The sequence below is a fragment of the Janthinobacterium agaricidamnosum genome (assembly GCF_003667705.1).
Taxonomy (GTDB): Bacteria; Pseudomonadota; Gammaproteobacteria; order Burkholderiales; family Burkholderiaceae_D; genus Janthinobacterium.
The window spans coordinates 1,355,941-1,381,432 of sequence record NZ_CP033019.1; the positions used below are offsets into that span (position 1 = coordinate 1,355,941).

25 protein-coding genes, 2 tRNA genes and 1 riboswitch are annotated in these 25,492 nt (G+C 63.7%); of the genes, 17 read left to right on the forward strand and 10 right to left on the reverse strand.

Features of this window, described 5'->3' with window-relative positions; translation table 11 throughout:
• Window positions 1-73 precede the first annotated feature (73 nt).
• From D9M09_RS06150 to D9M09_RS06160, 3 genes are all read left to right on the forward strand, one after another.
• Entirely contained in the window at window positions 74-391 is a 318-nt protein-coding gene (locus tag D9M09_RS06150; RefSeq protein ID WP_070290678.1) for an ArsR/SmtB family transcription factor, read from the forward strand.
• Between the two features lie 88 nt (window positions 392-479).
• On the forward strand, window positions 480-1,868 hold the full coding sequence (locus D9M09_RS06155) for a hypothetical protein (RefSeq protein WP_121668825.1): 1,389 nt from the start codon (window positions 480-482) through the stop codon (window positions 1,866-1,868).
• 129 nt (window positions 1,869-1,997) lie between these two features.
• Window positions 1,998-3,128 carry an acyltransferase family protein gene (locus D9M09_RS06160; protein ID WP_070312455.1) on the forward strand — a complete coding sequence of 377 codons (1,131 nt, stop codon included), beginning with the start codon at window positions 1,998-2,000 and terminating at the stop codon, window positions 3,126-3,128.
• Window positions 3,129-3,244: 116 nt separating this feature from the next.
• Here the strand turns inward: D9M09_RS06160 and D9M09_RS06165 are convergent.
• The 9 genes from D9M09_RS06165 to ybgC all read right to left on the reverse strand — a co-directional run bounded on the left by D9M09_RS06165 (window position 3,245) and on the right by ybgC (window position 8,947).
• Window positions 3,245-3,320 (reverse strand) — tRNA-Lys (locus D9M09_RS06165).
• Between the two features lie 89 nt (window positions 3,321-3,409).
• Window positions 3,410-3,485 (reverse strand) — tRNA-Lys (locus D9M09_RS06170).
• Window positions 3,486-3,552: 67 nt separating this feature from the next.
• On the reverse strand, window positions 3,553-4,311 hold the full coding sequence (gene ybgF / locus D9M09_RS06175; protein WP_070219558.1) for a tol-pal system protein YbgF: 759 nt from the start codon (window positions 4,309-4,311) through the stop codon (window positions 3,553-3,555).
• Window positions 4,312-4,446: 135 nt separating this feature from the next.
• A complete protein-coding gene (gene pal / locus D9M09_RS06180) occupies window positions 4,447-4,968 on the reverse strand; it encodes a peptidoglycan-associated lipoprotein Pal (protein ID WP_034759187.1) in 522 nt (173 codons plus the stop codon).
• A 43-nt stretch (window positions 4,969-5,011) separates the two neighbouring features.
• Entirely contained in the window at window positions 5,012-6,280 is a 1,269-nt protein-coding gene (tolB, locus tag D9M09_RS06185) for a Tol-Pal system beta propeller repeat protein TolB (protein ID WP_070219589.1), read from the reverse strand.
• A 5-nt stretch (window positions 6,281-6,285) separates the two neighbouring features.
• Complete coding sequence (gene tolA, locus D9M09_RS06190; protein ID WP_083287381.1) at window positions 6,286-7,305, reverse strand: cell envelope integrity protein TolA; 1,020 nt, start codon at window positions 7,303-7,305, stop codon at window positions 6,286-6,288.
• A 48-nt stretch (window positions 7,306-7,353) separates the two neighbouring features.
• Window positions 7,354-7,794: an ExbD/TolR family protein gene (locus tag D9M09_RS06195; protein ID WP_226939836.1), complete on the reverse strand. Its 441-nt coding sequence runs from the start codon at window positions 7,792-7,794 to the stop codon at window positions 7,354-7,356.
• 15 nt (window positions 7,795-7,809) lie between these two features.
• Window positions 7,810-8,499: a protein TolQ gene (gene tolQ / locus D9M09_RS06200; RefSeq protein WP_046682323.1), complete on the reverse strand. Its 690-nt coding sequence runs from the start codon at window positions 8,497-8,499 to the stop codon at window positions 7,810-7,812.
• A 46-nt stretch (window positions 8,500-8,545) separates the two neighbouring features.
• Window positions 8,546-8,947: a tol-pal system-associated acyl-CoA thioesterase gene (gene ybgC, locus D9M09_RS06205; protein WP_121668826.1), complete on the reverse strand. Its 402-nt coding sequence runs from the start codon at window positions 8,945-8,947 to the stop codon at window positions 8,546-8,548.
• A 292-nt stretch (window positions 8,948-9,239) separates the two neighbouring features.
• Window positions 9,240-9,364: riboswitch (ZMP/ZTP riboswitch) on the forward strand.
• Between the two features lie 111 nt (window positions 9,365-9,475).
• On the opposite strand from ybgC, the gene glyA reads away from it, so the two are divergent.
• The 11 genes from glyA (at window position 9,476) to D9M09_RS06260 (ending at window position 22,352) form a co-directional block, all read left to right on the forward strand.
• A complete protein-coding gene (gene glyA, locus D9M09_RS06210) occupies window positions 9,476-10,723 on the forward strand; it encodes a serine hydroxymethyltransferase (protein WP_099409960.1) in 1,248 nt (415 codons plus the stop codon).
• Between the two features lie 143 nt (window positions 10,724-10,866).
• The gene (gene nrdR / locus D9M09_RS06215; RefSeq protein ID WP_034759169.1) at window positions 10,867-11,328 is read left to right on the forward strand and encodes a transcriptional regulator NrdR; all 462 of its coding nucleotides are present in this window, start codon (window positions 10,867-10,869) and stop codon (window positions 11,326-11,328) included.
• A gap of 237 nt (window positions 11,329-11,565) precedes the next feature.
• On the forward strand, window positions 11,566-12,150 hold the full coding sequence (gene pilV, locus D9M09_RS06220; protein WP_240453569.1) for a type IV pilus modification protein PilV: 585 nt from the start codon (window positions 11,566-11,568) through the stop codon (window positions 12,148-12,150).
• Window positions 12,147-13,124 (forward strand): PilW family protein, encoded by a 978-nt coding sequence (locus D9M09_RS06225; protein ID WP_121668828.1) that lies wholly within the window; start codon window positions 12,147-12,149, stop codon window positions 13,122-13,124. The genes pilV and D9M09_RS06225 overlap by 4 nt, the downstream gene beginning before the upstream one ends.
• A 51-nt stretch (window positions 13,125-13,175) precedes the next feature.
• Window positions 13,176-13,802 (forward strand): pilus assembly PilX family protein, encoded by a 627-nt coding sequence (locus D9M09_RS06230; protein ID WP_240453570.1) that lies wholly within the window; start codon window positions 13,176-13,178, stop codon window positions 13,800-13,802.
• On the forward strand, window positions 13,799-17,695 hold the full coding sequence (locus tag D9M09_RS06235) for a PilC/PilY family type IV pilus protein (protein ID WP_121668830.1): 3,897 nt from the start codon (window positions 13,799-13,801) through the stop codon (window positions 17,693-17,695). The genes D9M09_RS06230 and D9M09_RS06235 overlap by 4 nt, the downstream gene beginning before the upstream one ends.
• A gap of 9 nt (window positions 17,696-17,704) precedes the next feature.
• On the forward strand, window positions 17,705-18,286 hold the full coding sequence (locus tag D9M09_RS06240) for a type IV pilin protein (RefSeq protein ID WP_346428571.1): 582 nt from the start codon (window positions 17,705-17,707) through the stop codon (window positions 18,284-18,286).
• Between the two features lie 226 nt (window positions 18,287-18,512).
• Entirely contained in the window at window positions 18,513-19,043 is a 531-nt protein-coding gene (locus D9M09_RS06245) for a GspH/FimT family protein (RefSeq protein WP_121670984.1), read from the forward strand.
• A 35-nt stretch (window positions 19,044-19,078) separates the two neighbouring features.
• Entirely contained in the window at window positions 19,079-20,182 is a 1,104-nt protein-coding gene (gene ribD / locus D9M09_RS06250; protein ID WP_121668831.1) for a bifunctional diaminohydroxyphosphoribosylaminopyrimidine deaminase/5-amino-6-(5-phosphoribosylamino)uracil reductase RibD, read from the forward strand.
• A 25-nt stretch (window positions 20,183-20,207) separates the two neighbouring features.
• Window positions 20,208-20,843: a riboflavin synthase gene (locus D9M09_RS06255; RefSeq protein WP_070219574.1), complete on the forward strand. Its 636-nt coding sequence runs from the start codon at window positions 20,208-20,210 to the stop codon at window positions 20,841-20,843.
• 96 nt (window positions 20,844-20,939) lie between these two features.
• Window positions 20,940-22,352, forward strand: a complete 1,413-nt coding sequence (locus D9M09_RS06260; RefSeq protein WP_121668832.1) for a hypothetical protein — start codon at window positions 20,940-20,942, stop codon at window positions 22,350-22,352.
• On the opposite strand, the gene D9M09_RS06265 is transcribed toward D9M09_RS06260, so the two are convergent.
• Window positions 22,349-22,774, reverse strand: a complete 426-nt coding sequence (locus tag D9M09_RS06265) for an OsmC family protein (protein WP_034759136.1) — start codon at window positions 22,772-22,774, stop codon at window positions 22,349-22,351. The two genes, D9M09_RS06260 and D9M09_RS06265, sit on opposite strands and share 4 nt — an antisense overlap.
• 354 nt (window positions 22,775-23,128) lie before the next feature.
• Here D9M09_RS06265 and ribBA point away from each other — a divergent pair, with 354 nt between their 5' ends.
• The 3 genes from ribBA (at window position 23,129) to nusB (ending at window position 25,465) form a co-directional block, all read left to right on the forward strand.
• Entirely contained in the window at window positions 23,129-24,250 is a 1,122-nt protein-coding gene (gene ribBA / locus D9M09_RS06270) for a bifunctional 3,4-dihydroxy-2-butanone-4-phosphate synthase/GTP cyclohydrolase II (protein ID WP_121668833.1), read from the forward strand.
• A 59-nt stretch (window positions 24,251-24,309) separates the two neighbouring features.
• Window positions 24,310-24,792, forward strand: a complete 483-nt coding sequence (ribH, locus tag D9M09_RS06275) for a 6,7-dimethyl-8-ribityllumazine synthase (RefSeq protein ID WP_070219579.1) — start codon at window positions 24,310-24,312, stop codon at window positions 24,790-24,792.
• 202 nt (window positions 24,793-24,994) lie between these two features.
• Window positions 24,995-25,465, forward strand: a complete 471-nt coding sequence (gene nusB / locus D9M09_RS06280; protein ID WP_070219581.1) for a transcription antitermination factor NusB — start codon at window positions 24,995-24,997, stop codon at window positions 25,463-25,465.
• The last annotated feature ends 27 nt before the right edge of the window (window positions 25,466-25,492 follow it).

Sequence of the window (25,492 nt, forward strand, 5' to 3'; positions counted from 1 at the left end):
GAGATGCTGATTCGGTAGTTCGTAAATATTCGAAGAATGGAATTAGTATAGCGCATGCTGTATGATTCTGCACATGCGTCCACACAAACATCCTCCCGCCAGCGAATTCGTCCTCGAGCGCGTGCTCTACGCCTTGAGCGATTCGATCCGCCTCGACATCGTGCGCCACCTGGCCAGAGTCGACGCGGCCGCTTGCGGCGACCTCGACGGCGGGCGGCCGAAATCGACCGTCTCTCACCATTTCAAGGTCTTGCGCGAAGCGGGCCTCGTCTACACGGAAAACGCGGGCACGACGCACATGAATACGCTGCGCCGCGCCGATATCGACAGCCGTTTCCCCGGCTTGCTCGACGCCATCCTCGCGCAGCAGCCGCAAGCGAATCAGCCCTGAGTCAGTCCTGAATCTGCCGTAGAATGCCTGCAAGATTGCCGAATTTGCAGCATGGGCGGGCAGTCCTGACCTGAAGGGCTGACGACGCATGAAAAATTTCGCACGGTATCGCTGGTGGTGCGCCGCCGCTTTCGTACTGCTGACTGGCTGCTGGCCTTACACGGAGCCGGCCACGGGCGAATACGCCGCCGTGCTGCGGCGCGGCGAAAAGGTGACCAGGGCCGACACCTACGGGCGGTTTGCCGCCTTGTCGGTCGAGTACCGCCAGGGCGGCGGCTCCCTGATGTCCACCGAGAATCACTCCATGCGGCTGATATATAACGACAAAATCGTCGTCAAGACCACCGATGGCATCGAACGCTGGACCGATTTCGCCCAGCCCGTGTATTTCGTCAAGCGGCAGGAAGACGACGGCATGCTGGCGCTGGTCCACGAGCAGGCGGGCAAGGCCGTGGTCGAGAAGATTGCGGCGTCGGAATACGGCTACCGTGGTAACGAGACGTACATGCATGGCTTCCCCCTGTCTCCTGGCGTGCGCTATTTTCCCGTCGACCAGCGTCCCGGTTTCCTGTTGCGTGGCCTGCCGCTGAAAACCACCGTGCTGCCCAGTCCGCCCGAAGGCGACGGCTACCTGCAAGCCTATGTTCTGGCGGCCATCTCGCCCGACGGGGCATCGTTTGCCTATGTCGACAGCGAATATGCGCCGTCCGTGGTGCTGGTGGTCGATGCGGACGGCAAGCGGCGCGATCCCATTCCCTTGCCGAGAATCTACCTGGCGGACGCGCCCAGCTATCAATTCAACCCCTACGAGCGGCTGTGGGCCTGGTCGCGCACGGCGTTCGCATGGCACAAGAACGGCGCGGGCAGCTGGGAGGTCCGTCCGGACGGTATTGCGCCTGGCGCGGCCGGCGCACGCAATGTGGTCGAGGAATTGTTTATCAGCGATCAAACCGGCTACCGGACCTGCTTTGCGGCCGCCAATGCCGCCTGTCTGCCGGGCTGGCGCGCCGCAAACGCCGCCGAGCAGGCCAGGACTTTTGTGCGGGACGGCGCCGCGCCGCCGTTTGCCTACGTGCCATCAGCCCCAACGGCCGCTTTTGGCTCCGCGGTCGGTGTGCTGTTGCTGTCCAGGGAATGCTGCCGTGTGCCGTCCTACCATCTGTATCTGGATGGCGCGCCGGCAGCGGTGACGGCGCAATTGTCCGCGCGCTTGCGCGAGAGCAAGACGCCTTTCGTGCGCGTCGATGAGTGTCCGCGCCGCACTGGCAATGACGGCAAGTGCGCGGCGCAACTGGCGCAGCAGCTCAAGCGGCCGGAATCGCTGGGGCGCGAGCTGGAGCAGTTGCTCGACACCTGGGAGGAGCGGGATGGCGTGCTGTTCGTCATGCCGTCGATGGTGGTCGCGGTGCGCGCGAACGCGCAGGGCGGCAGCGTGGTCCAGACCCTGTTGCGCGCCGATTTGTCGCGCAAGGACTGATGCCGCTCATCTGCCGCGCGTCACCAAAGTGCCAGGCTCGGCTATGATGTCGGCCTTTCGGTAAATCCTCGGCCGCGCGCCTGTTGCGCGATGGGCTGGCGACACTACCTGGCACGGCAAGGATTGGGAATGACGGCAGCAGCAGTGGTATCACAGGCGGACCTGGCAAATCGTCCGCAGTTTGGCTGGATCAATGGTTTGAAGGCGGGCGCGGCGCAGTTGATCGTGTTGCACCATCTGGCGTTTTACGGGCCCATGTCCGACTACGTGCAGCCCCTGTGGCCCGAGTTGCTGGGCTGGCTGGGCGGCAGCGCGCGCATCGCCGTGCAAGTGTTTCTCGTCATCGGCGGCTTTCTCGTCGCCAAGTCCCTCTCTCCCGCAGGCCGTCCCGGCATCGCCACCCCCTTGCAGGCCGTCTGGCGCCGCTATGCCAAGCTGGCGCCGCCTTTCCTGGCGGCCACCTTGCTCGCGGCCATCATCACCCCTGTGGCCGGCATCTGGATGATGCACGACTCCATGTCGGCCGCCGTTACCCTGGGCCAGCTGAGCGCCCATGCCTTGCTGCTGCACGGCGTGCTCGGCTATGAGTCGCTGTCGGCCGGCGCCTGGTACGTGGCCATCGATTTCCAGCTGTACCTGCTGACGGTATTGCTGCTGTGGCTGGGTGGCCGCCTGGCCGGCCAGCGGCGCGGGCACTGGCTGATGCCGCTGGCCATCACTGTGGGCATCACTTTTTCCCTGTTGTATTTCAACCTCGATGCGGGCTGGGATAACTGGGCGCCGTATTTCTTCGGCAGCTATGGCCTGGGGCTCATGGCCTGGTGGGCCAGCGACCCGGCCCGCAAGCCCGGCGCCATGACCGCGCTCATGGCCATGGCCGCCGTGCCCGTGCTGCTGGCTCTGGCCGTCGACTACCGCAGCCGGATCGCCCTGGCCCTGATCGTCGCCTGCGCCCTGTTCCTGTTCGGCCGCGCCCGCACCCCGTCGCAGGGCCGTGCCTGGAATATCGTCAACACTCTGGGCCGCATCTCGTATGCCGTCTTCCTCGTGCACTTCCCCGTCAGCCTGCTGGTGAATGCGCTGTTTATCAGCTATGTCCCGCTCGAACCGGAGTGGCAGGCGCTGGGCATGCTGACGGCTTGGGGCGCCAGCCTGGCGGCCGGCGCCGCGTTTTACCGCTGGGTGGAGGTGCCGCTGGGGCGGGTCGTGGGCGCGGTGGTCGCGCATCTGGCTGGAAGGCCGGCGCTGGCGTCGCGTTAACGACTGGTTTTCGATATGCGGGGGAGGGAACTTTGAGTCAGCGATGGCATCCCGCGCAGGTGATGCTGCCGAAAACAAAAAAGCCAACCGCGAACGGTTGGCTTCTCTGTAGTATTTGGTAGGCCGTGCGGGATTCGAACCTGCGACCAACGGATTAAAAGTCCGCTGCTCTACCAGCTGAGCTAACGACCCAAAAACTTTTTACAACAACTTCGGTAACACTGTGCCGTAAAAAAATGCTTGCTATAACAACTCGCAAGCAGATCAGTACTGCGTATTCGTGGTAGGCCGTGCGGGATTCGAACCTGCGACCAACGGATTAAAAGTCCGCTGCTCTACCAGCTGAGCTAACGACCCGAAGAAGAAAGATTATAGGGGGTGCCCGGGATTCTGTCAAACCTAACGGGCAACTTTTTCCCCGCTTTTACTTTTTGCCGGCCCGTTCCTTGGCCGCTTGCGCCGCGCTGGAGTCCGGGTAGCGCGAGATCAGGGCGTTCAGCGTCTTGGTGGCGTTCGGCTTGTCTTTCAGCTCCGTGTAGCAGCTGGCGATGTTGAGCATGGCGTCGGGCGCCTTCGGGCTGTCCGCGTAGTGTTTCAGCACTGCCTGCTGGGCCGTGATGGCGTTTTTGCAGTCGCGCTGGGCGTAATAGGCGTTGCCCAGCCAGTATTGCGCGTTGGCTGCGTACGCCGATTCCGGATAGCGCTTGACGAAGGCGTCCAGGGCCGTGACGGCGCCCTTGTAGTCGCCCGACTTGAACAGGCCGAACGCGGACTCGTACGCGCTTTGTTCGGACACGCCCACGGCCGCTTCCTGGCCGTCGATGGTGACCTGGCGCGGTTCGAGCTTGCGCAGGCGCGCGTCGATGTCGGTGTAGAAATCCTTCTGGCGCTTTTGCACATTCGCCAGGTCGTTGCCCAGCACTTCGATCTGGCCGCGCAGGCGGGCGATCTCCTGCATGGTCTGGTCGTGCTGGTTGAGCAGGCTCAGGGTGCTGGTCTTGTCCGCCTTGGCGTCGATGCGGCCGTTCAGGTCGCGCGCCATCGCGTCGACCTTGGCGCGCAGCTCGAGGATGGCTTTGCGTGCTTCGTCGTCGTCGAACAGGGCGGCGTTGGCGTGCAGGGGCAGGTAGGCAAACGCGGCCATCAAGGCGGCGGCGACGCCGGCTTTCGAGAATGTCATCATGGGTCGGGCTTTCTAAGGTTACGCAAAACATGCAAACGGGGCGCCGGGCGGTGAATCACCGCGCTGCGCCCCATTATTATGCCTATGACTGGCCAGTTAGGTAAGCGCCAATGCTGCCGCGCTCACCCGTCAACATCAATAAACGATGTCAGCGCGGCGGTTTTCAGCCCATGCTGCTTCGTTGCTGCCTTGTGCTTTAGGCTTTTCTTTGCCCAGCGACACGGCTTCCATTTGGCCTTCCGGCACGCCCAGGGCAGCCATCGACTTGCGCACGGCTTCAGCACGTTTCTGGCCCAGGGCCAGGTTGTACTCAGCGCCACCGCGTTCATCGGTGTTACCTTGGATCAGGATCTTGCGCGATGGGGTTTTCACCAGGTAAGCAGCGTGGTTTTGCACGACTGGGGTGTCCGCTTCGCGTACGACGTATTTGTCGAAGTCGAAGTAGATGCTGCGGTTAGCCAGCACGCCTTTTGGATCGTCCAGTGGATCGACCGATGCGGTCGTTACTGGCTGAACTTGACGGGTGTCAACTGGAGCTGCGACTTTTTCAGGAGCGCGCTCAACCACTGGGGTCTCTGCAACTTTGACTGGGGTGCTGCAGGCGGACAGCAGAGCTGCGGTAGCGGCGATGAAAGCCAAACTTTTAAAGTTACTCATTTTTATTCTCCGGGTCATGGTTAAAGGTGAAACTGTACAGCATTTACTTCATAAAAGGACCCCAGGTGGGCTCCTTGATATTGCCAGCTTGCGTAGTCAAACGCTGTTTGACGCGGCCATCCACCGATACCACTGCCAGCGACTTGCGTCGTCCGGATTCGGTCGCGTACATGATATATTTCCCGTTGGGCGAAAAGCTCGGTGATTCGTCGTTGGCGGTGTCCGACAGGCGCAGTTCCTGGCCACTAGCCAGGTCGAGCGCGTAGAGCTGGAAATTGCCGTCGCGACGGGAAATATAAGCGAGTGTCTTCCCGTCGGACGAAATCCGCGGGCTGATGTTGTAGGAGCCGCCAAACGTCACGCGCTTGGCTTCGCCACCGCTGGTCGACATGCGGTAGATTTGTGGTCCGCCGCTGCGATCGCTGGTGAAGTAAATACTTTGGCCATCGGCCGAGAATTGGGGTTCCGTATCGATGCCGCTGCTGGTGCTGACGCGGCGCAAGCCGCTGCCGTCGGCATTGACGGTGTAGACCTGGGTATGGCCGTCGCGCGACAGGGCCACGGCCAGGCGCGAGCCGTCCGGGCTCCAGCTCGGCGCCGAATTGCTGCCTTTTTCATTCGACACGATGGTGCGCTGGCGCGTCACCAGGTTTTGCACGTAGACGATGGGCTTTTTCTTTTCAAACGACACATATGCGACCTTGGTGCCGTCCGGCGACCACGATGGCGAAATGATCGGCTCGTTCGAGCGCAGGGCGACCTGGATGCCTTCGCCATCGGCGTCGGCGATTTCCAGGCGGTATTCGCGGCCCGATTGCGTGACGTAGGCGATGCGGGTGGCGAACGCGCCCTTGACGCCCGTCAGCTTTTCATAGATGTCGTCGGCGATCTTGTGCGCCAGCAGGCGGTTGAACTGCGGCGCGGCCGCATTGTTCATGCTGGAAATCTGCGCGCCCTTGATGGTGTCGAACAGTTTGTAGCGCACGTCCAGGCGGCCATCGGCCATGCTTTGCACGCTGCCGGCCGCCAGCGCGTCGGCGCCGCGCGATTTCCACTGCTCGTAGCTGACGGGCGCCGTTTCCGCCACGGGCGCATCGGCGTCGATCAGCTTGAACACGCCGCTACGCGCCAGGTCGGCCTTGATAATGCCCGACAGCGATTGCGGCGCCGCCGATTCATTGACGAAGCTGGCCACAGCCACCGGGATCTGGTTGCTGCCGATCCCCGTAATCTCCACGCGCAGCTGCGCCTGGGCGCTTGACGCTCCCAGCATCAGGCTGGCGCAGAGCACGACATAGCTCATTTTTTTCATGGTCATCATTTAGGCAAATCCTTCATCTCGAATATGAGTTCAATCTCGCGTTCCACGGTGCCGTCTTTTTTCTTCGGCAGTGGCGACGATTTATTAATGGCGTTTTCCACCGAGCTGTCATACGCCGGCAGGCCGCTGCTTTTAATCTTTCGGACCGAAATAATTTCCCCAGTTGGCAGTTGCTCGATCTTGAACACGGCGCGCGGGTTGCCCGGCACCTCCGTGCTACCGCTGTACGCGATATTGCTCTTGATCTTGCTCGTCAGGGCAGCGACATAGCCGCTGTCCTTGCGTGGCGCGGTCGCTTTCGCGGCCGTGCCCGTTGTGCCGTTGCCTGCCTGCGCCATCAGGCGCTTCATATCATCGGCACGCAATTTGTCTGCCGCCGCTTTTTCCGCAGCTGCTTTTTTTGCCTTGGCGGCTTTTTCCGCCGCCGCTTTTTTCTCGGACAGTTCTTTCTCGGCTTTTTCTTCCGCCGCTTTTTCTTTCTCTTTGGCCAGCTTGGCTTTCTCCAGCTTGTCGGCCTTTTCTTTTTCCAGCTTTTCAGCCTTGTCTTTTTCTTTCTGCTTCTGTTTTTCCAGTTCGCGCTTTTCTTCCTCGCGTTCCTTCTGTTCCTGCTTGCGGCGTTCTTGCTCTGCCGCTTTCTCTTTTTCTTCCTTCAGCTTGGCCTTCTTGCGTTCCAGGGCGATCTCTGCCTCGCGCAGGTCGACCTTCGGCTCGGGCGCGGCCACGGGCGGTGGCGGCGGCGGGGCCGGCTGTTCCACTTGCGGTTCCGGCGGCGGGGCGGGTGTCGGCTCCGGTTCCGTCGCCACTTCGGGCGGCGGCGCGGCCGTCTGCACTTTCATGTCCCACACTTCCGCTTCGACGGCGACAGGTTCCGTATTTTGCCAGTGTACGCCCACCCACAGGAAAAACAGCAGGCCAAGGTGCATCGCCAGCGCCAGGCCCAGCGAGGGCCAGCGGCTGCGTTCGCGCGGCACGCTGTAGGGCTTGCCGAGTACATGGTCGATTTGTTTGTTCTGCAAAGTCTAGTCTATCTAAAAACGGTCAAGTCTGGAAACAGGATGCTGCGCTTACTTGGTGGCCAGGCCGACACGGGTAATGCCCATCTTTTTCGCTTCCGAAATGAGCTGGATCACATCGTCGTACTTGCTTTCCTTGTCGCCCGCGATCATCACGGGATAGTCTGGATTGCTCTCGTGCAAACCGCGCAGCTTGCGCAGCAGGGCGTCGCGGTTCGGTTCCGTTTCCGGCGCCAGCTGTTCCTTGCCGATGACGCCGATCGACAGCGAACCATTCGGTTTCAGCACGATCTGAATATAGTCATCGGGCGGTTTCGCCGACTTTTCCGCGTTGGGCAGGTTCACCACGCTGGGATTGTTCGACGACGGCATCACCATGAAAATGATCAGCAGCACCAGCATCACGTCGATATACGGCACGACGTTGATCTCGGACTTGAACTTGCGGCCACGGCCACCGCGCATGCCGCCGCTATTGAATGAGGAACCCATGGACGCTGCTCCCTCTTAGCGCGACTGGCGCTGCAAGATGTTGGAGAATTCCTCGACGAAGCTTTCGAAGCGGATCGCCAGGCGGTCGATGTCATGCGAAAAACGGTTGTAGGCGACGACGGCGGGAATGGCCGCGAACAGGCCGATGGCCGTGGCGATCAGCGCTTCGGCAATGCCGGGCGCGACGGCGGCCAGGGTCGCTTGCTGCACGTTGGCCAGGCCGCGGAAGGCGTTCATGATGCCCCAGACGGTACCGAGCAGGCCGATGTACGGCGAGACGGAGCCGACGGACGCGAGGAAGGCCAGGTGCGATTCGAGCACGTCCATTTCGCGCTGGAAGGCGGCGCGCATGGCGCGGCGTGCGCCGTCGAGCACGGCGCCCACGTCCAGCGCTTCGCGCGAACCGTAGGAAGCCTTGCCCTTGATGAATTCGCCCATGCCGGCGTCGAAGATGCGGGCCAGCGCGCCGCTCTGGTCGCGGTTGCCGCTGGCGTTCTGGTGCAGCGCATGCAGGTTGCCGCCGGCCCAGAAGCTGCGTTCGAATTCGATGGTTTGCTTGCGCGCCTGGCGCACGGCAAACATCTTGCGGAAAATGTAGGTCCAGCTGGTCAGGGAAATCAGCAGCAGCAGGGCCATGATCAGTTGCACGATCAGGTGGGCATTGGTGATGAGCGCGAGGAAAGAAAGATCTTGTGTAACGTTCATTGGCAGGCAGTCTGTTGGGTGAATTATCCGGGGGTGGCGGTAGGGCTCAGGTGGCGCGCATGCGGGCCGCGACTGCATCAGGCACGGCGCGCGGGCGCAGTGCCGAATCGACGCAGCCGATCTTGACGCGGGCCGTGTTGAGCAGGCGGTCGCCGCACCAGGCTTGTTGCAGGAAAACGATGGAGGCACGCCCCATTTTTTCTATGCTTAAGGTTAATCTTACCGTGTCATCGAGCCTGGCTGGCGCATGATAGTCGGCGTTGACGCTTTTGACAACGAACATCGCGTCATGCTGTTCCAGCAATTCCTGCTGGCCCACGTCGATGGCGCGCAGCCATTCCGTGCGTGCGCGCTCGAAGAATTTGAGGTAGTTAGCGTAATAGACGATGCCGCCGGCGTCGGTGTCTTCATAGTAGACACGTACGTTCCAGGTAAAGACTGAAGGCATGTTTATTGCGCCAGTAGTGAGATTGAGCAACATTTTACGCGATTTTTCTTCTTGTGACTGTGGGCGCTTGCTGGAAAGCCATGCAAAAGCTGCATATAAGTTGCACCGCAGCATTGTAAATCCGGGGCGGGCAATGGCAAGCCTCGTAACATACGCTTACAAGCCGCAGCCAGGTTTAAGTCCAGCTTAAGCGCCGCGGCCTTGTCCGGGCTGCGGCGGCGCGCGGCGATTATAGCTGCACGGTTGCATTCCTTGCTCAATTTGGGCACTTAACTTACAATTTGACTTCCATTACGTCTCACGTGACTGGCGAAAAGTCGGGCGATCTCCCTGAGTGGCGATCGGCAAACCGGCGAAAGGTGGGCACCCACCGGGAAACGTGAGATTTTTCATCAGCCGTTCGCCTGGGTAGCCACTATGGAAAAGCACGAAGAGGCTGCCCGTCCAATGTTGTTATTCACTTAACGCCGGCTCCCCTCATTCGATCCAACCTGCCAGTACAAGCACCCTCATACTTGGAGTTTTTACATGTTTGCAAAAGATCACACCCTCGCCAACGTCGATCCTGAATTGTTCGCCGTCATTCAAAAAGAAAACACGCGCCAGCACGATCACATCGAACTGATCGCCTCGGAGAACTACACGTCGCCAGCCGTAATGGAAGCGCAAGGCTCGCAGCTGACGAACAAGTACGCCGAAGGCTACCCGGGCAAGCGCTACTACGGCGGCTGCGAATACGTCGACGTGGCCGAGCAACTGGCCATCGACCGCGTCAAGAAACTGTTCGGCGCCGAATGCGCGAACGTGCAGCCGAATTCCGGCTCGCAGGCGAACCAGGGCGTGTTCTTCGCCATGCTGAAACCAGGCGACCTGATCATGGGTATGTCGCTGGCCGAAGGCGGTCACCTGACCCACGGCATGCCGCTGAACATGTCCGGCAAATGGTTCGATGTCGTCTCCTACGGTCTGACGGCGGAAGAAGACATCGACTACGAGGCGATGGAGCGCCTGGCCCGCGAACGCAAACCGAAACTGATCATCGCCGGCGCATCCGCGTTCTCGAAAAAAATCGACTTCGAACGCTTCGGCAAGATCGCCAAGGAAGTGGGCGCCTACTTCATGGTCGACATGGCCCACTACGCGGGCCTGATCGCCGCCGGCCTGTACCCGAACCCGGTGCCGTTCGCCGACTTCGTCACCTCGACCACGCACAAATCGTTGCGCGGTCCGCGCGGCGGCATCATCCTGATGAAGGCCGAGCACGAAAAAGCCATCAACTCGGCCATCTTCCCTGGCATCCAGGGCGGCCCGCTGATGCACGTGATCGCCGGCAAGGCCGTCGCCTTCAAGGAAGCGCTGAGCCCTGAATTCGTCGAATACCAGAAGCAAGTGATCAAGAACGCCGACGTGCTGGCGAAAACCCTGATCAAGCGCGGCCTGCGCATCGTGTCCGGCGGCACCGAATCGCACGTCATGCTGGTCGACCTGCGCGCCAAGAACCTGACGGGCAAGGAAGCCGAAGCCATCCTCGGTTCCGCGCACATCACCTGCAACAAGAACGGCATCCCGAACGACCCGCAAAAACCCTTCGTCACCTCGGGCATCCGCCTGGGCAGCCCGGCGATGACGACGCGTGGTTTCAAGGAAGCGCAAGCGGAAGAAGTGGGCAACCTGATCGCCGACGTGCTGGACAACCCGCATGACGCCGCCACCATCGAGCGCGTCAAAGCGGCCGTGAAAGTGTTGGCCGACGCGCACCCTGTGTACGCAGCATAATTATTTGTCCAGAATGTGTCATACGGAGTAAGATTCCGTATGACACATTCCTTCGTGCCCAAGGGCGCCCGGAGTGATTCGGGCGCCCTTTGTACAAGGGCGGCGATTTCCCGTAATTATTACTATAAAGTTGTAACCAGCCCATGAAATGTCCATTTTGCCAGCACGGCGACACCCAGGTTCTCGATACGCGCGTATCGGAGGAAGGGGATGCCATTCGGCGCCGCCGCCGCTGCGGCAAATGCGACAAGCGGTTTACCACGTACGAACGCATTGAACTTATCATGCCGGCCGTCGTCAAAAAGAATGGCAGCCGGACGGAGTTCGCTGCGGATAAGTTGCGCGGCAGTTTGATGCTGGCCTTGCGCAAGCGTCCCGTCGCGGCCGCCTCGGTGGATACGGCCATCGCGTCCATCCAGGAAAAACTGCTGACCAGCGGCTTGCGCGAAGTCGATTCCGGCTATATCGGCGAACTCGTCATGCAGGAACTCAAGCGCCTCGACAAGATCGCCTACATCCGCTTTGCCTCAGTGTATAAAAATTTCGAAGACCTGGCCGAGTTCCAGGATGCGATCGCCGAAGTGGGGCAGGCGCGCAAGCCCTGACGCCTGCTCGAAGCCTCTTGTTCGACGACGGGGCTGCTCATGTGCCCCGTTTTGCGCCCCGTGTTCACCACGCCAGCGCTCGCCTGGCAAGCGGCCTGATCAATAACTACACCGTTCTTCTCCCTTTATCGCTGCGCTGTTTGCGCTAGCGCAGATACTGGTTTTTGCGTGCGCCTATCGTGTAGCTGGGCCGCCTGTTCTTGCGACTCTTTCTGCGGAAGGGAGCAAGGCATGCACATGAGCGGTCGCACTATGTTTCCAGCGGGTGGCAGCAGCCTCGTCGAGGTGCTCGTGTCGCTGCTGCTGTTGGCGCTGGGCCTGCTCGGTGCCAGCATTTTGCAACTGCACTCCCTGCGCGCGCGCCATGAGTCGGCGCTGTTGTCGGCGGGCGCGCAGCTGGCGGCCGGCATGGCCGAGCGCATGCGCGCAAACGGCGTGCTCATGAATGGTCCCGATGAGGGCAATCCCTACTTGAACGTGGCCTACGCGGCGGCGGACGACGCCGAAGCAGGCGGCACCGCGCCGGACTGCTTTGGCGCTAGCGCCTGCAGCGCGGCCGAACTGGCGCAATTTGACATCGCTGAATGGAAGCAATCGCTGCATGCGGCCTTGCCCGGCGCGCGCCTGCATATCTGCCGCGATGCCTCTGTCTGGGATGCCGCCGCGCAAGGCTTGCACTGGGCGTGCAGCGGCGGCAAGGGCGCGCCCATCGTCATCAAGCTGGGCTGGCGCGGCCGCTTGCCCGATGGCTCGCCCGCCGTGAATGCGGCAGGCGAGTCGCTGCCCAGGCTGGTATTCCAGCTGGGCGGAGGCGGCGCATGAACGGCGTGCATGCCGCGTGGCGCTGGCGGCGCGGCATGAGCCTCGTCGAATTGCTGGTGGCTCTGTCGCTGGGCGCGCTGCTGATGCTGGCCGCCAGTAGCGTGCTGGTGGCGGCCAGCGGCAGCTATGGCGACCAGTCCGCCAGCGCGCGTCTGGACGATAACGGCCGCTATGCGCTCGACACCATCGCCCGCGCCGTGCGCCAGACGGCGTACGTGAATTGGGATAGCAGCGCCGCGCCCGTCGCCCATGCCGATGACGACAGCGCCAGTGTCGCCGGGCTCGACGCGCGCAGCCTGGGCAAGAACAGCGAAGGCATCAGCGGCGCCTTGCCCGGTGTCCTGCATGGCAGCGATGTGCTGGCCCTGCGCTATTACGGCGCCGGCAAGGAAGAGGGCGGCGACGGGTCCGTGCTCAATTGCGCCGGCTTTGGCGTGGGTGCCGCGCAAACGGAGGCGCAGCGGGGCTGGAGCATTTTCTATGTGGCGCAGGGCGCCGATGGCGAAGGCGAACTGCGCTGCAAATACCGTGGCGCGAACGGCTGGGGCGCGGATGCCGTCATTCGTGGCGTCGACGGTTTCCAGGTGCTGTATGGCCTCGACACGGATACGCCGCCCGACGGCGTGGCGAACCGCTATGTCAACGCCAGTGCGCTCGACGCCTACGATGCGGCGCTGGTGCTGCAGGGCGCGGATGCGGCCGCGCGCCAGCGCGATTTGCGGCGCCGCACGCACTGGAAGCGCGTGGCCAGCGTGCGCGTGGCCTTGCTGCTGCATGGCGAGGCGGACCAGGCGGACAAGATGGCGGAGCTGGGGCCGGCGCAGTTCGACCTGTTCGGCAAGGCATATGCCGAGGCGCACGGCGCCGGCGACACGGGCGTGCGCATCGCGCGCGCGTCCTTGCCCGCCGCGACGCGCTCCCGGCTGCGGCAATTGGTGCAGACGAGCATCATGCTGCGCAACGGGCCGGCCTAGGCGGGCGGCACGATGGCTGGCGCGGGCGTCCGCTGCTGCCTACCTCGTTGCGTGCCTTGTTCACCTTGCGCGCGCCACAGTGGCGCCACCCTCGTGTATGTGCTGTGCCTGTTGGTGATCATCTTGCTGCTGGGCATATCGGCGGCGCAGATGGCCTTGCAGGGCGAAAAGGCGGCGCGCGGCGAGCGCGACCGGCAGATCGCGTTTCAGGCGGCGGAGGAAGCATTGATGGATGCGCAGAACGATATCGAAGGCTTGCCCGGCGCGCCGGGGCGTAGCAGCCTCTTTGCGCCAGGCAGTGCGGCCGGGTTCGCGGACGGCTGCGGCGAGGCAGGCGCACTGGGCCTGTGCCTGCCCGCAGCCCCGGAGGCGCCGGCGCTCTGGCTGAGCATGGACCTCGACGGTCCTGAAGGCAGCAGCCACACCGTGCCGTATGGCCAGTTTACGGGCGCCGTCATGCAGACGGGGCAGGGTTTCCTGCCGTCGCGCCGGCCCCGTTACCTGATCGAATTGCTGCCGTTTTACCCGCCCGGCGCGCAGGCGGCGGCAGTGGCCGGCGGCCTGGCGACGGAAAGTTATGTGTACCGCATCACGGCCATCGGTTTTGGCGCGCAGGAAAGCACGCAAGTCGTGCTGCAAAGTTATTACCGAAAGCAGGCGGCGGGAGCGGGACCATGAGGGCTTGGTCGTTTGCTTTGCCATCCGCTTGGTGCTCCGCCTGGCTGCTGCTGATCGGCCTGGTTTGCCTGGTTTGCGGCGCCGCTGTTGCGGCTGCACCTCCCGTGGCGCTGGCGCGGGCCGACGCTGGCTTGCACGGCGCCAGAGTGCCGCCGAACCTGCTGCTCAATCTATCCTTCACGCATGCGGCGGCTGCTGCCGCTCATGGCGGCGAGTATGCGCCGCAGCGCGAGTACCTGGGGTACTTCCATGCGCGCATGTGCTACAGCTATCCGTACCGCAGCAAGGACGGCGTCATGCTGCCGGACTTGCGCGTAGCGACCGCTTACTTCTCCGTACTGAAACCGGCGGATGTGCTGCACGGCTGCGGCGGCGATAGTTTTAGCGGCAACTTTCTGAACTGGGCCAGCGCCAGCATGCTCGACATCGTCCGCTATGCCCTGACGGGCGGCGACCGCGTCATCGACGAAGTGCGCAAGACGGTGCTGCAGCGCGCCTACCTGCCCGATGCCGACGGTCCCGTCGATTTCTATGCCAACCCCGTCTTTTTCCCGCGCAAGGTCTTGCACACCGGCGTGGCGGCGGCGACGCCGTTTGCGGTGGCGCAACTGGCCATCGTTTCCTGCCGTAATCGCCTGCTGTTCGGCGACGCCAGCTTGCCTCCGGGCGGCAGTTGCGACGCGCCCGGCATCGCCGCCACGCACGGCGTGTTCCTCGCGCGCGTGCGTGTTTGCGATGCCGATGAGGGGCCGCTGCGCGACGACCTGTGCCTCGCGTACGGCAAGAACTACAAACCGGTGGGCGCCGTGCAGCGCCTTGGCGGCAGGGTACGCGTGGGCGTGTTTGGCCATTTGAACGGCGTCTCTGCCAGTGCCGGCCCCGTGTATGGCGGCGTGCTGCGCGCGCCGCTGGCCCACGTGGGCAGGCAACGCTGGACGGCGCCCGACTTTTTGCTGCAAGACAATACCGGCGCTGAGTGGAATCCCGTCAATGGCGTGTTTGCCGTCCAAGGCGCTGACCAGGGCGCAGGCCCTGGCGGCGGGGTGACCGCTTACATCAACGGCCTGGGCCGCAGCAATGCCGGGCATCCGGGCGCGTACGCGAGGGCCGCGCCGCTGGCTGAATTGCTGTACGAATCGCTGCGCTACCTGCAGGGGCGGCAAGCGAGCGCCGCCGTGCCGCCCGCCACGGCTCCGCCTGCCATCGACGACGGCTTGCCGGTCGTGACCCCATGGAGCGACCCGCAAACGGCCAATTGCCAGCGCCACGTCGTCGTCAGCCTCGGCGATGCGGGCATGGCGGGGGACCGCTACGTGCCCGGCAACGTCCCTGTTGTGCCTGCCTCGGCCGGTGACCGCGCACGCGCCGCCGATGGTTTTGCGCCGCCGCCGTTCGATGCGATGGCGTGGACGCATGCGGTGGGCAGCCTGGAAAGCGGCGGTGCGCAGGGCAATCCCGCGCCACGGCCCGACCTGGCGGGACTGGAATGGCTGGCCGACGGCGCGGGCGGCGCCAGCTACCATGCGGCTGGGCTGGCCTACTGGTCGCATGTGCAGGCGCTGCGTCCTGGCGGCAAGAACGACGGCCTTGCCAAGGTCGAGCACTACGCGGGCGACTTGCGCCAGGGCGACCCGGCCGGCGAATCTGCCGCCACTCCCGCTGCTACTCCCTTGCTGCTGGCGGCCAAGTATGGCGGTTTTCTTGATGCGAACGGCGACGCCAACCCATTCAAGAGCGCAACGGGCAGCGCGTTCGATGAATGGAGCCTGGACGGCCGCTGGCCCACCCATTACTTGCCCGGCAGCGATCCGGCCGCCCTGATCGCGGGACTGCGCGCGGCCTTTGTCTCCGCCGACAAGGGCACGCTGGCGGCGACGCTGCCGGGGCCGGCCCTGATGGCGCTGGCCAGCGGTACGGAAGAGGCTTACTGGTTTCACACGCGGATGCGCCTGGCCGATGGCGGCATGATCTTGTCGCGCAGCGCGTTTGCCGTGGGCGCCGATGGCGCACTGCTTCCCGGCAAGCCATTGTGGACTGCTGGCGGACAGTCCAAGACCATGCCGGATGGACCATCCACGGCCTTGCGTCCCGTCTACACGCTTGACGCCAAGGGCGCCCTGATGCCGCTGGCCTGGAAGGCGCTCGATGCAGCACAGCGCGGCGCATTCGACGGCGGCGATGGCAGAGGCGAGGCGCGTCTGGCATATTTGCTGGGCCAGCGTACGCACGAGGTGGGCCAGCCCGGCGGCTTCCTGCGGCGCAGGTCCGGCAGCCTGGGCGCGGCGCCGCACGGCAACCTGCTGTACGTGGGCGCGCCGGGTCTGGGCATGCCGGGGGCCGGCTATGGCGTGCATCGCCAGGCGCTGCTGCAGCGCCGGAAAATGCTGTACCTGGGCGCCAACGACGGCTTGCTGCATGCGTTCGATGCGCGCACGGGCAGCGAATTGTTTGCCTATCTGCCGCAGGCGCTGCTGCGGGCGGCGCCAGCTGCTGCGAGCACTCACTACAGCCCCGGCCCGCTGCTCGATGGCGCGGCGGCCACGGCGGAAGTGCTGGCGCTGGGACACTGGAAGACGGTGCTGGTGTCGGGCATGGGCGGCGGGGCGCAAGGCGTGTTTGCGCTCGACATCACCGATCCGATGCGTTTTGCGCAAGACGGTGCGTTGTGGGAATTCACGGACCGCGACGACAAGCTCATGGGCAGTGTGCGCGCGCCGCCCGCCTTTGCCCGCATCAACATGGGCGGCAAGGAGGGCGCGCCGGCCTACCGTGATTTTGCCATCGTCGCCAGCGGCTACAACAACCATGTGAATGACGGCAAGGACACGACGGCGCCCGCATCGGCCGCCGCCATCTTCCTGCTGGCCCTGGACAAGGCGCCTGGCACGCCATGGGTGATAGGAAGTAATTACTTCCGGTTCAAGGTGCCTGTGGCCGACGCCAACGGTGGTGGCGATGGCGGCCATGACGCTGATGCGGGCGCGGATGCCATGCCCCAGGCGCTGGGTCCGCCCGCCGTGGTGCCTGGCGGCGACGGCGCGCTCGCGTATATCTATGCGGGCGATTTGCAGGGCAATATCTGGCGCCTCGACATGGCCGGCGGGCCGCCGTGGAAGGAGGGCCAGGGGCGCAAGCTCGTGTTTGTCGCGCGCGATGCACAGGGCCGGCGCCAGCCCGTGACGCAGCAGCTGAGCGTGGCGTATGCGCCCGGTGGCGGCTATCTGCTGCTGTTCGGCACGGGCAAGCTGGTCGAAGCGGGCGATACATGGCCATCCGCCTTTCTGTCGCAGTCGTTTTATGCCGTGCACGACGATGTGCGGGAAACATCCCCTACGCGCAGCCGGGCCGACCTGGAACAGCGCAGTCTGGGCGAGACGACGGGCGGCGTGCGCGTCGACGGCGCCGAACTGCGCTACACGGGCAGCGACGCCATGCGCGGCTGGTATCTCGACTTTCTCGATACCGCGCAGACGGGCGAGCGCAGCATCAGCATTCCCGTACTGGCCGCCGGCAAGGTACTGTTCAATACCGTCCTGCCGGGGCGCGACGCTTGCGCCAAGCCGGTCACGCGCCTGTACGTGCTCGATGTGCTGAGCGGCTTTGCCGCCGATGGCGCCGGTGTGGTGCAGGCGGGCGAGCAGACGGGACGCTTGTTCGACGGCCTGGCGCGCGCGCCGCCGCTGGCGCTGGAATTGAACAGCACGGTGGGCGCAGCAACGGCGACAGGGCGGGCCGAGGGCCGCAAGGAGCTGGCCGTGCTGCAACCGGGCTTGCCCGGCGCGGCCAGCGTGGCGGGACTCAAGGTCGTCAGCGCGCCGCTGCCCGCACGGCGCCTCAGCTGGCGCGAAGTGGCGAACTGGCGCGAATTGCACGAGGCGGCCAAGAAGAAATAAGAGAGGGGCATGGCTGGCGTGTCGCAAGTGACCGGCGTGCAGACCGGCGCCGCGCATCGGCTGGCGGTTTTTGAGAAGAAGGGAGGTCAGATGGAAATGCTGGCAAGCCGGAACTGGGCCGCTGCAAACGGTCGCGCCCCTGCCGCCGTCCCGGGCTTCAGCCTGATCGAACTGCTGGCCGCGCTGGCGATCATGAGCCTGCTGCTGGCGCTGGCCGTGCCCGCTTATCACGGCCATGTCGTGCGGGCCAAGCGTGTGCAGGGGCAGGCGGCCCTGCTGCGGCTGATGCAGCAGCAGGAGCGCTATTACTCGCAAAACAATCATTATCTGGCGTTTTCCTCGGCCTCGCCGGCGCCGCAGGCGCAAGCGTTTCCATGGTGGTCTGGCGAAGGGGGCGCGGCCGGCAGTGCGTATGAAATCGAGGCGCTGGCCTGTCCCGGCCTGGCGATCGGGCAATGCGTGCTGTTGCGCGCCGCGCCGGGCACGTCCAAGGTTGATGCGCAGTTCCAGGATGCCGATTGCGGCGTGCTGTCCTTGAGCAGCACGGGCCAGCGCGGCAGCAGCGGCCCCGCCAGCCATTGCTGGCGCTAAGTAACCCCCAATAAATTATTGTGATTTCTGACTTCCATAACCGGCCCTCTGCGGCGTTGCCCGCTGCTAGCAGTGCTCGCACTGCGTCGCAGCGGGCGCCTTGCATAGCATCCGGTTCTGTTCGTCATAAATTCACAATAATTTCCTGAGGATTACTTAGGCCATGGCCACGCGCAAGCGGCCACCGCGGACCGGGCGCACCTTTGGGCGGGCCTTCGGGCACACCATGCTCGAATTGCTGGCCGTGCTGACGATTGCCGCGCTGCTGGCGGCCGCCGCCATGCCCAGCTTGCAGCAGGTGCTGGCGCGCCAGCAGGTGCGCGCGGCGGCCATGGACTTGTTCTCGGCCATCGAATTGACGCGGGCGCAGGCGATGGCGCGCGGACAGCGCGTGCTGTTGATGCCGGCCGGGCCTGGCGGCACGGATTGGCGCACGGGCTGGCTGGTGTTTATCGACCGTAATGCCAGTCTGGCGTTTGACGACGGCGACGAATTGCTGTTCCGCCAGGGGCCGCTGCCACCGGGCATCACGGCCCAGTTTGCGTTTTCGTCTGCCACGGCGCCGTTTTATATCGCCTACAATGGCGCAGGACGCAGTTGCAGCGCGACCAATAGCCTGGCGGCGCGCTGGGGGACCTTGTCCCTGGCTTTGGGAAAGCAGGTGCGCCATATTAAAATCAATATGCTGGGCAGGGTGCGCGTGTGCGACCCGCAGCAGCAGGCGGCCAACTGCAGCGGCGTGGCCGACAGTTCGTAACCCGACTTATCTATTACTCACTCTCAAAGAAGCCCGTGGAAATACTCAACGATATCGATGGCATGCGCCTGGCGCTGGAATGGGCGGCGCGCGGTTTATACACGACCTCGCCCAATCCCCGCATCGGCTGCGTGATAGTCCGGGATGGCCAGGTGATCGGTGCCGGCGTGACACAGGCGGCCGGGCAGGATCATGCCGAGGTGCAAGCGCTGGCCAATGCGGCAGCGCGCGGCAACGACGTGCGCGGCGCCACCGCCTATGTCACCCTGGAACCGTGCAACCACCATGGCCGCACGCCGCCGTGCTCCGATGCGCTCGTGCGCGCGGGGCTGGGGCGCGTCGTGGCCGCCATGACGGACCCGAATCCGCTGGTGGCGGGGCAGGGGCTGGCCAAGCTGGAAGCGGCAGGCATCGCCGTCACCACGGGCGTGCTGGCTGACGAGGCGTATGAAATGAATATCGGCTTCTTTTCGCGCATGCAGCGCGGCAAGTCGTGGGTGCGCATGAAAACGGCGGCCAGCCTGGATGGCATGACGGCCTTGCACAATGGCCAGAGCCAGTGGATCACGGGGCCGCAGGCGCGCGCCGACGGCCATGCGTGGCGCGCGCGCGCCTGCGCCATCCTGACGGGCATCGGCACCGTCAAGGCGGACGACCCGCAATTGAACGTGCGCGCCGTCGAGACGCCGCGCCAGCCGCGCCGCATCGTCGTCGACAGCCGGCTCGACATCAGCCTTGACGCGCGCATCTTGCAGGGCGGCGGCACGTGGATCGTGGCGGCCGTGGCCAACCCGGAAAAGGAAGCGCAGCTGCGCGCCTTGGGCGCGGAAGTCATCATGTTGCCGAACGCGGCCGGCAAGGTCGACCTGGCCGCGCTGATGCTGGAACTGGGGCGCCGGCAAATCAATGAAGTCCACGTCGAGGCCGGCTCCAAGCTGAACGGCTCGCTGATCCGCGAAGGCTGCGTCGACGAGTTGCTGGTCTACCTGGCGCCCACCTTGCTGGGCGACGCGCAAGGGATGTTTGCCTTGCCCGCATTGACGGATATCAAACAGCAGCGCACCTTGCAATTTCACCAGGTTCAGCAAGTGGGCGAAGATTTGCGTATCCTTGCAAGATTCGCCCAGCGCAATAATTAATACTCACATTTTATAGGGTTAGTTCATGTTTACAGGAATTGTTGCCGCCATTGGCAAGATTGAAACCGTGCAAGCACTCGAAGGCGGCCTCGACGCAGGCGTGCGCCTGACCATCCACGCGGGCGGCTTGCCGCTGGCCGATGTGGCCCTCGGCGATTCCATCGCCATCAATGGCGCCTGCATGACGGTGGTGGAAAAGTCGGACACGGGTTTTGCCGTCGATGTCTCGCGCGAAAGCCTCAATTGCACCGTGGGCCTCGATACGACGACGGAAGTGAACCTGGAAAAAGCCCTGACCCTGGCCGAGCGCCTGGGCGGCCACCTGGTCTCCGGCCACGTCGACGGCCTGGGCATCGTGCGCAAGTTCGAAGCCGTGGGCGAATCGTGGGAACTGGTGATCGAAGCACCGCACGAACTGGCGAAATACCTGGCTTTCAAAGGTTCCGTCGTCGTCAATGGCGTGTCGCTGACCGTCAACAGAGTGGAAGACCTGGGCGCGGGCGCCGTCAACGGCTGCCGTTTCTCGATCAATTTGATTCCCCACACCATCGCCATGACGACCCTGAAACACTTGACGGTCGATGGCAAGGTCAACCTGGAAATCGACCTGATCGCCCGCTATGTCGAGCGCATGTTGTCGCTGGACAAGGCTGCCGCCTGATACAAGAACACCGCAACACATTCTCGCCTTGCCAAGCGTGTGTTGCTTTTCTTTCAGACGCGCATACTATGAAGCTTTCCGCAGTGGAGGCTAGCCATGGACCCGATTTCGCGCGCAACCGTGCCCAATACCATCGCGGCCACGTCCCGCGTGGGTGAGACGGCGCCGCTGGCGCCGGCGCTGCCCGTGCCGCCGTCCAGCGCGGCGGCGACCCTTGCCGCTTTGTCATCGACCCAGGTCGACATCTCTCCGCTGGGCCAGTTCCTGTCCGGCGTGGCCTTGTCGCGCCGGCAACTGCTGGCCTTGCAGGGCGCCACGGACGAGGCCAGGGCGGCCAATACCCCCGTGAATGTCAATGACGACTTGCTGGCGCTGGCGCGGCAGTTGACGGAATCGTTCGCCCAGCTGCAAACGAGCGGCATCGACGCGAGCCAGCTGGCGACGGCCGGCGACACCCCGGGCAGCCTGGCGCAGCGTTATGATTTGCTGTCGGGCGACGGTACGACGGATGCGGCGGCCGCACTGGCGCAGGACGGCAGCCTGCTCACCCAAGCGCAACTGGCCCGCATCGGCATCGACTTGCGCAATGAAGATGTCGATCCCATCACTTTGCAGGCTGCCTATGCGGCCGACAGCAACGCCACCCTGGATGCCCTGCAACAGGGAACGGACGTGCTGGCGCAGGTGGGCGCCGTGCTGGCCCAGCAGCAGGGCGCGCCGCTGGCTGCCGCTGTCGAGGCGGATTTGACGGGCGATGCACTGCCGGCCAGCGCTGCACAGGACTCGCAGGCCGCGCAGCCGCAAGCCATCGACGAGGCGCCGCCGCAAACGGCCGCGATTGCACAGCGACAGCTGGAATTGCAGCAGCAACTGGAAGCGCAAGAGCTGAACGTGGATTTGCAGGAATTGCGGCCCCCGTCGACGGCGCAACAAGCCGACAATACCGCGGACTTGCTGCAGGTGCAGCGCACGGACAGCCAGCGCGTGGATGCCCAGCGTGTTGACGACGAACGCCTCGACAGCGAACGTATTAATGCCAGTCAGCAGGCGCAGCAGCAGGAAGCCGCGGGGTTGGACGAGCTGCGCCAGGGGCAAGTACAGCAGCAGGGCTTGCAGCAGCAGGCGCAAGCGGCGGCGGACGATGCGGCGCGGGCGCAGCTGGCCGCCAGCGATGCGCAAATGGCGGCCCAGGCGGCCAGCGAGCGGGCGCAATTGCTGGCGCGCGCCGCGCAGGGACAAGCCGATGCGGGCCTGGCGACGGCGCAAGCCCAGCTGGCCCAGCAAAATGCGCAGGCGCAAGAGATGGCGGCGCAAGCGGCGGGCCAGGCCGTGCCGCCACCGTCATCGCAAGACCCGTCCGTGGCGGCCGCCATCGCCGCGTATAACCTGAACAATGCGGCCCTGAATCCCGGCTTGATGAACCGGCCATTGCCGGCCAGCGACTCGCGCCTGCCGCTGGTGGCGCCGGTGGCGCCCGTGGAACCCGTCAAGCCCGTGACGAAAATCTAGGGCAGCAGGGTGGCGTCGAGGGTAATGTTGGCTTTAAGCAGCTTCGACACGGGACAGCCGGCCTTGGCCTTGCCCGTCAATTCCTCGAATTTCGCCTGGTCGGCGCCGGGAATTTTCGCTTTCAGGATCAGGTGGACGGCCGTGATGGCAAAGCCGTCGTCCACCTTGTCCAGGGTCACTTCGGCCGTCGTTTCCATCTTTTCCGCCGTCAGGCCCGCTTCGCCGAGGATCAGCGACAGGGCCATGGTGAAGCAGCCCGCGTGGGCGGCGCCGATCAGTTCCTCTGGGTTGGTGCCGGGCTTGCCTTCGAAGCGGCTGGCAAAGCCGTAGGGATATTCCTGCAAGGCGCCGCTGCGCGTGCTGATGGCGCCCTTGCCGTCCTTGATGCCGCCTGACCAGATGGCCGATCCGTTGGTTTTCATGTTGCCGCTCCTGTGTGGGGTGTCGCTGCGAATGGGTGTCAGCGCCGTGGCGGTGACTGACTGATCTTATGCTCTTTGCAAGGCCGGCGGCGCGCGCCTTGCCGCCGCCGTGTGCGTTGGATCGCGGAATCGGCGCTTTGCGGGGCAGGCTGCGGCACCCATGCCGCAAACCTGTCTTATTTCAGGTCTGCAAGCGCTAAATCCTTTAAAATAGCGGGTTATAAGAAAATTCCCGGAAATCCGAGGAATATTCGCGCTCGAGGTTCAGTTTTAGTTTCAGTTTTAGTTACATTAACAACGCCCGGCAAAACCGTCGCGCAGCAGGTTTTGACTGGCGTCATACGAGGATGAAGAATGTCTATATCGAGCACCGAAGAGATCGTCGCTGAATTGCGCGCCGGCCGCATGGTGATACTGGTCGATGAAGAAGACCGGGAAAATGAGGGCGATCTGGTGCTTGCCGCCGATTTCGTGACGCCTGAATCCATCAATTTCATGATCACGCATGCGCGTGGCCTGGTCTGCCTGACCCTGACGGAAGAGCGTTGCGACGAGCTGAACCTGTCGATGATGACGTCGCGCAACGGCACCGCGTATGGCACCAACTTCACCGTGTCGATCGAAGCGGCCGAAGGCGTGACGACGGGCATTTCCGCCGCCGACCGTGCCAAGACCATCCAGGTAGCCGTGGCCAAGGGCACGCAGCCCAGCGATATCGTCCAGCCTGGCCATATCTTCCCGCTGAAAGCGCAAAAAGGCGGCGTGCTGATGCGCGCAGGCCATACGGAGGCCGGTTGCGACCTGACGGCCATGGCCGGCCTGACGCCCGCGTCCGTGATTTGCGAAATCATGAAGGACGACGGCACCATGGCGCGCCTGCCGGACTTGCTGGTGTTTGCCGAGCAGCATGGCCTGAAGATCGGCACGATTGCCGACCTGATCCATTACCGCAGCCAGACGGAGTCCCTGGTCGAGCGCGTTGCGGAGCGTACCCTGCACACGGCGCATGGCGAATTCCGCCTGATCGCCTTCCGCGACAAGCCCAGCGCCTCGGCCCACCTGGCCCTCGTGCATGGCGACCTGGCGCCCGGCCTGGAAGCGCTGGTGCGCGTGCACCAGCCCGTTTCCCTGCTGGACGTGCTGGAAAGCGAAGCGACTACCCACTCGTGGACGGTGGCTGCCTCGATGGCCGCCATCAAGCAGTCCGAGCGGGGCGTGATGGTCTTGCTGAACTGCGGCGAGACGTCGAGCGAGCTGTTTGCCCAGTTCGCCGCGCTCGATACGCCGCAAGCCAAGCCGAAAGGCCGCGCCGCCAGCATGGACTTGCGCAGCTACGGTATCGGTGCGCAAATCCTGCGCGACCTGGGCGTGAGCAAGATGCAATTGCTGGCCAGCCCCCGCAAGATGCCGTCGATGGTCGGTTTCGACCTGGAAGTCACAGGTTTCCAGTGCCATCCTGGCCAGACGTCGATGTGAGAGTAAACGATGGCGGCATGTGCATGCCGCCCTGAACCACCAGATTAAAGAGGCATATGATGACCGTAGGAACCTATGAAACCAATTTTGCCGGCGAAGGTTTGCGCGTCGGTATCGTCCAGGCACGATTCAATGAAATCGTCGGCGGTGGCTTGCTGTCGGCATGCCTGGAAGAGTTGAGCAAGCTGGGCGTGGCCGATGAAGATATCCTGCACGTGACCGTGCCGGGCGCCCTGGAAATCCCGCTGATTCTGCAAAAAATGGCAGAAACCGAGCAATTCGACGCCCTGATCGCATTGGGCGCCGTGATTCGCGGTGAAACCTACCACTTCGAGCTGGTATCGAATGAATCGGGCGCGGGCATCACGCGCGTCGGTCTCGATTACGGCATCCCCATCGCCAACGCAGTGTTGACGACGGAAAACGACGAGCAGGCGGAAGTGCGCATGCTGGTCAAGGGAGCTGAAGCGGCACGCGTGGCAGTGGAAATGGCTAATTTAGCGCAAGCGCTAGAAGAGTTGCAAGAATCCGAGGAGGACTAGCCGTGTAGTGAACGTCCGATAAAACGCCCATAGCTGCGTTGCAAGCCCTCGCCGTACATTCGTACTGTCTTCGGGCTCGCGCCTTGCTCTGAGCATTTTCTCGAACGTTCTGACACGCGGTTGGCTGCGGCGCGTTGAAAAGCGCGCCGTGCTGTCTCGCCGGAATTTGTAGTGAACACGTACTTAAGAACAGGTAACAATCATGACTGAGAAAAATTTGCTCGCCAACCCCAGCAAGAACCGCACGCCGCGTCACCGCGCGCGCGAGTTCGCGCTGCAGGGCTTGTACCAGTGGCTGCTGAACAATGAAGACGCGACCACCGTCGTGAACAATATTCGCGCGGCCCACGGCTTCGACAAGGCCGATGGCGATCATTTCACGGTGCTGCTGTACGGCGCCATCAAGGATTCGCTGGCGCTGCGCGACAGCATGGCACCCTTGATCGACCGCAATATCGCGGAACTGTCGCCCATCGAACACGGCATCCTGCTGATCGGCGCGTTCGAGCTGAAGAACAACATGGAAATTCCGTACCGCGTCGTCATCAACGAAGCGGTCGAGCTGGCCAAGTCGTTTGGCGGCATCGACGGCCACAAGTATGTGAACGGCGTGCTGGATAAATTGGCAGTGAAATTCCGCGAGGAAGAAGTCAACGCCAACAAGCGCAAGTAATAGCGTAGGAGATCCTGCGGCTGCTGC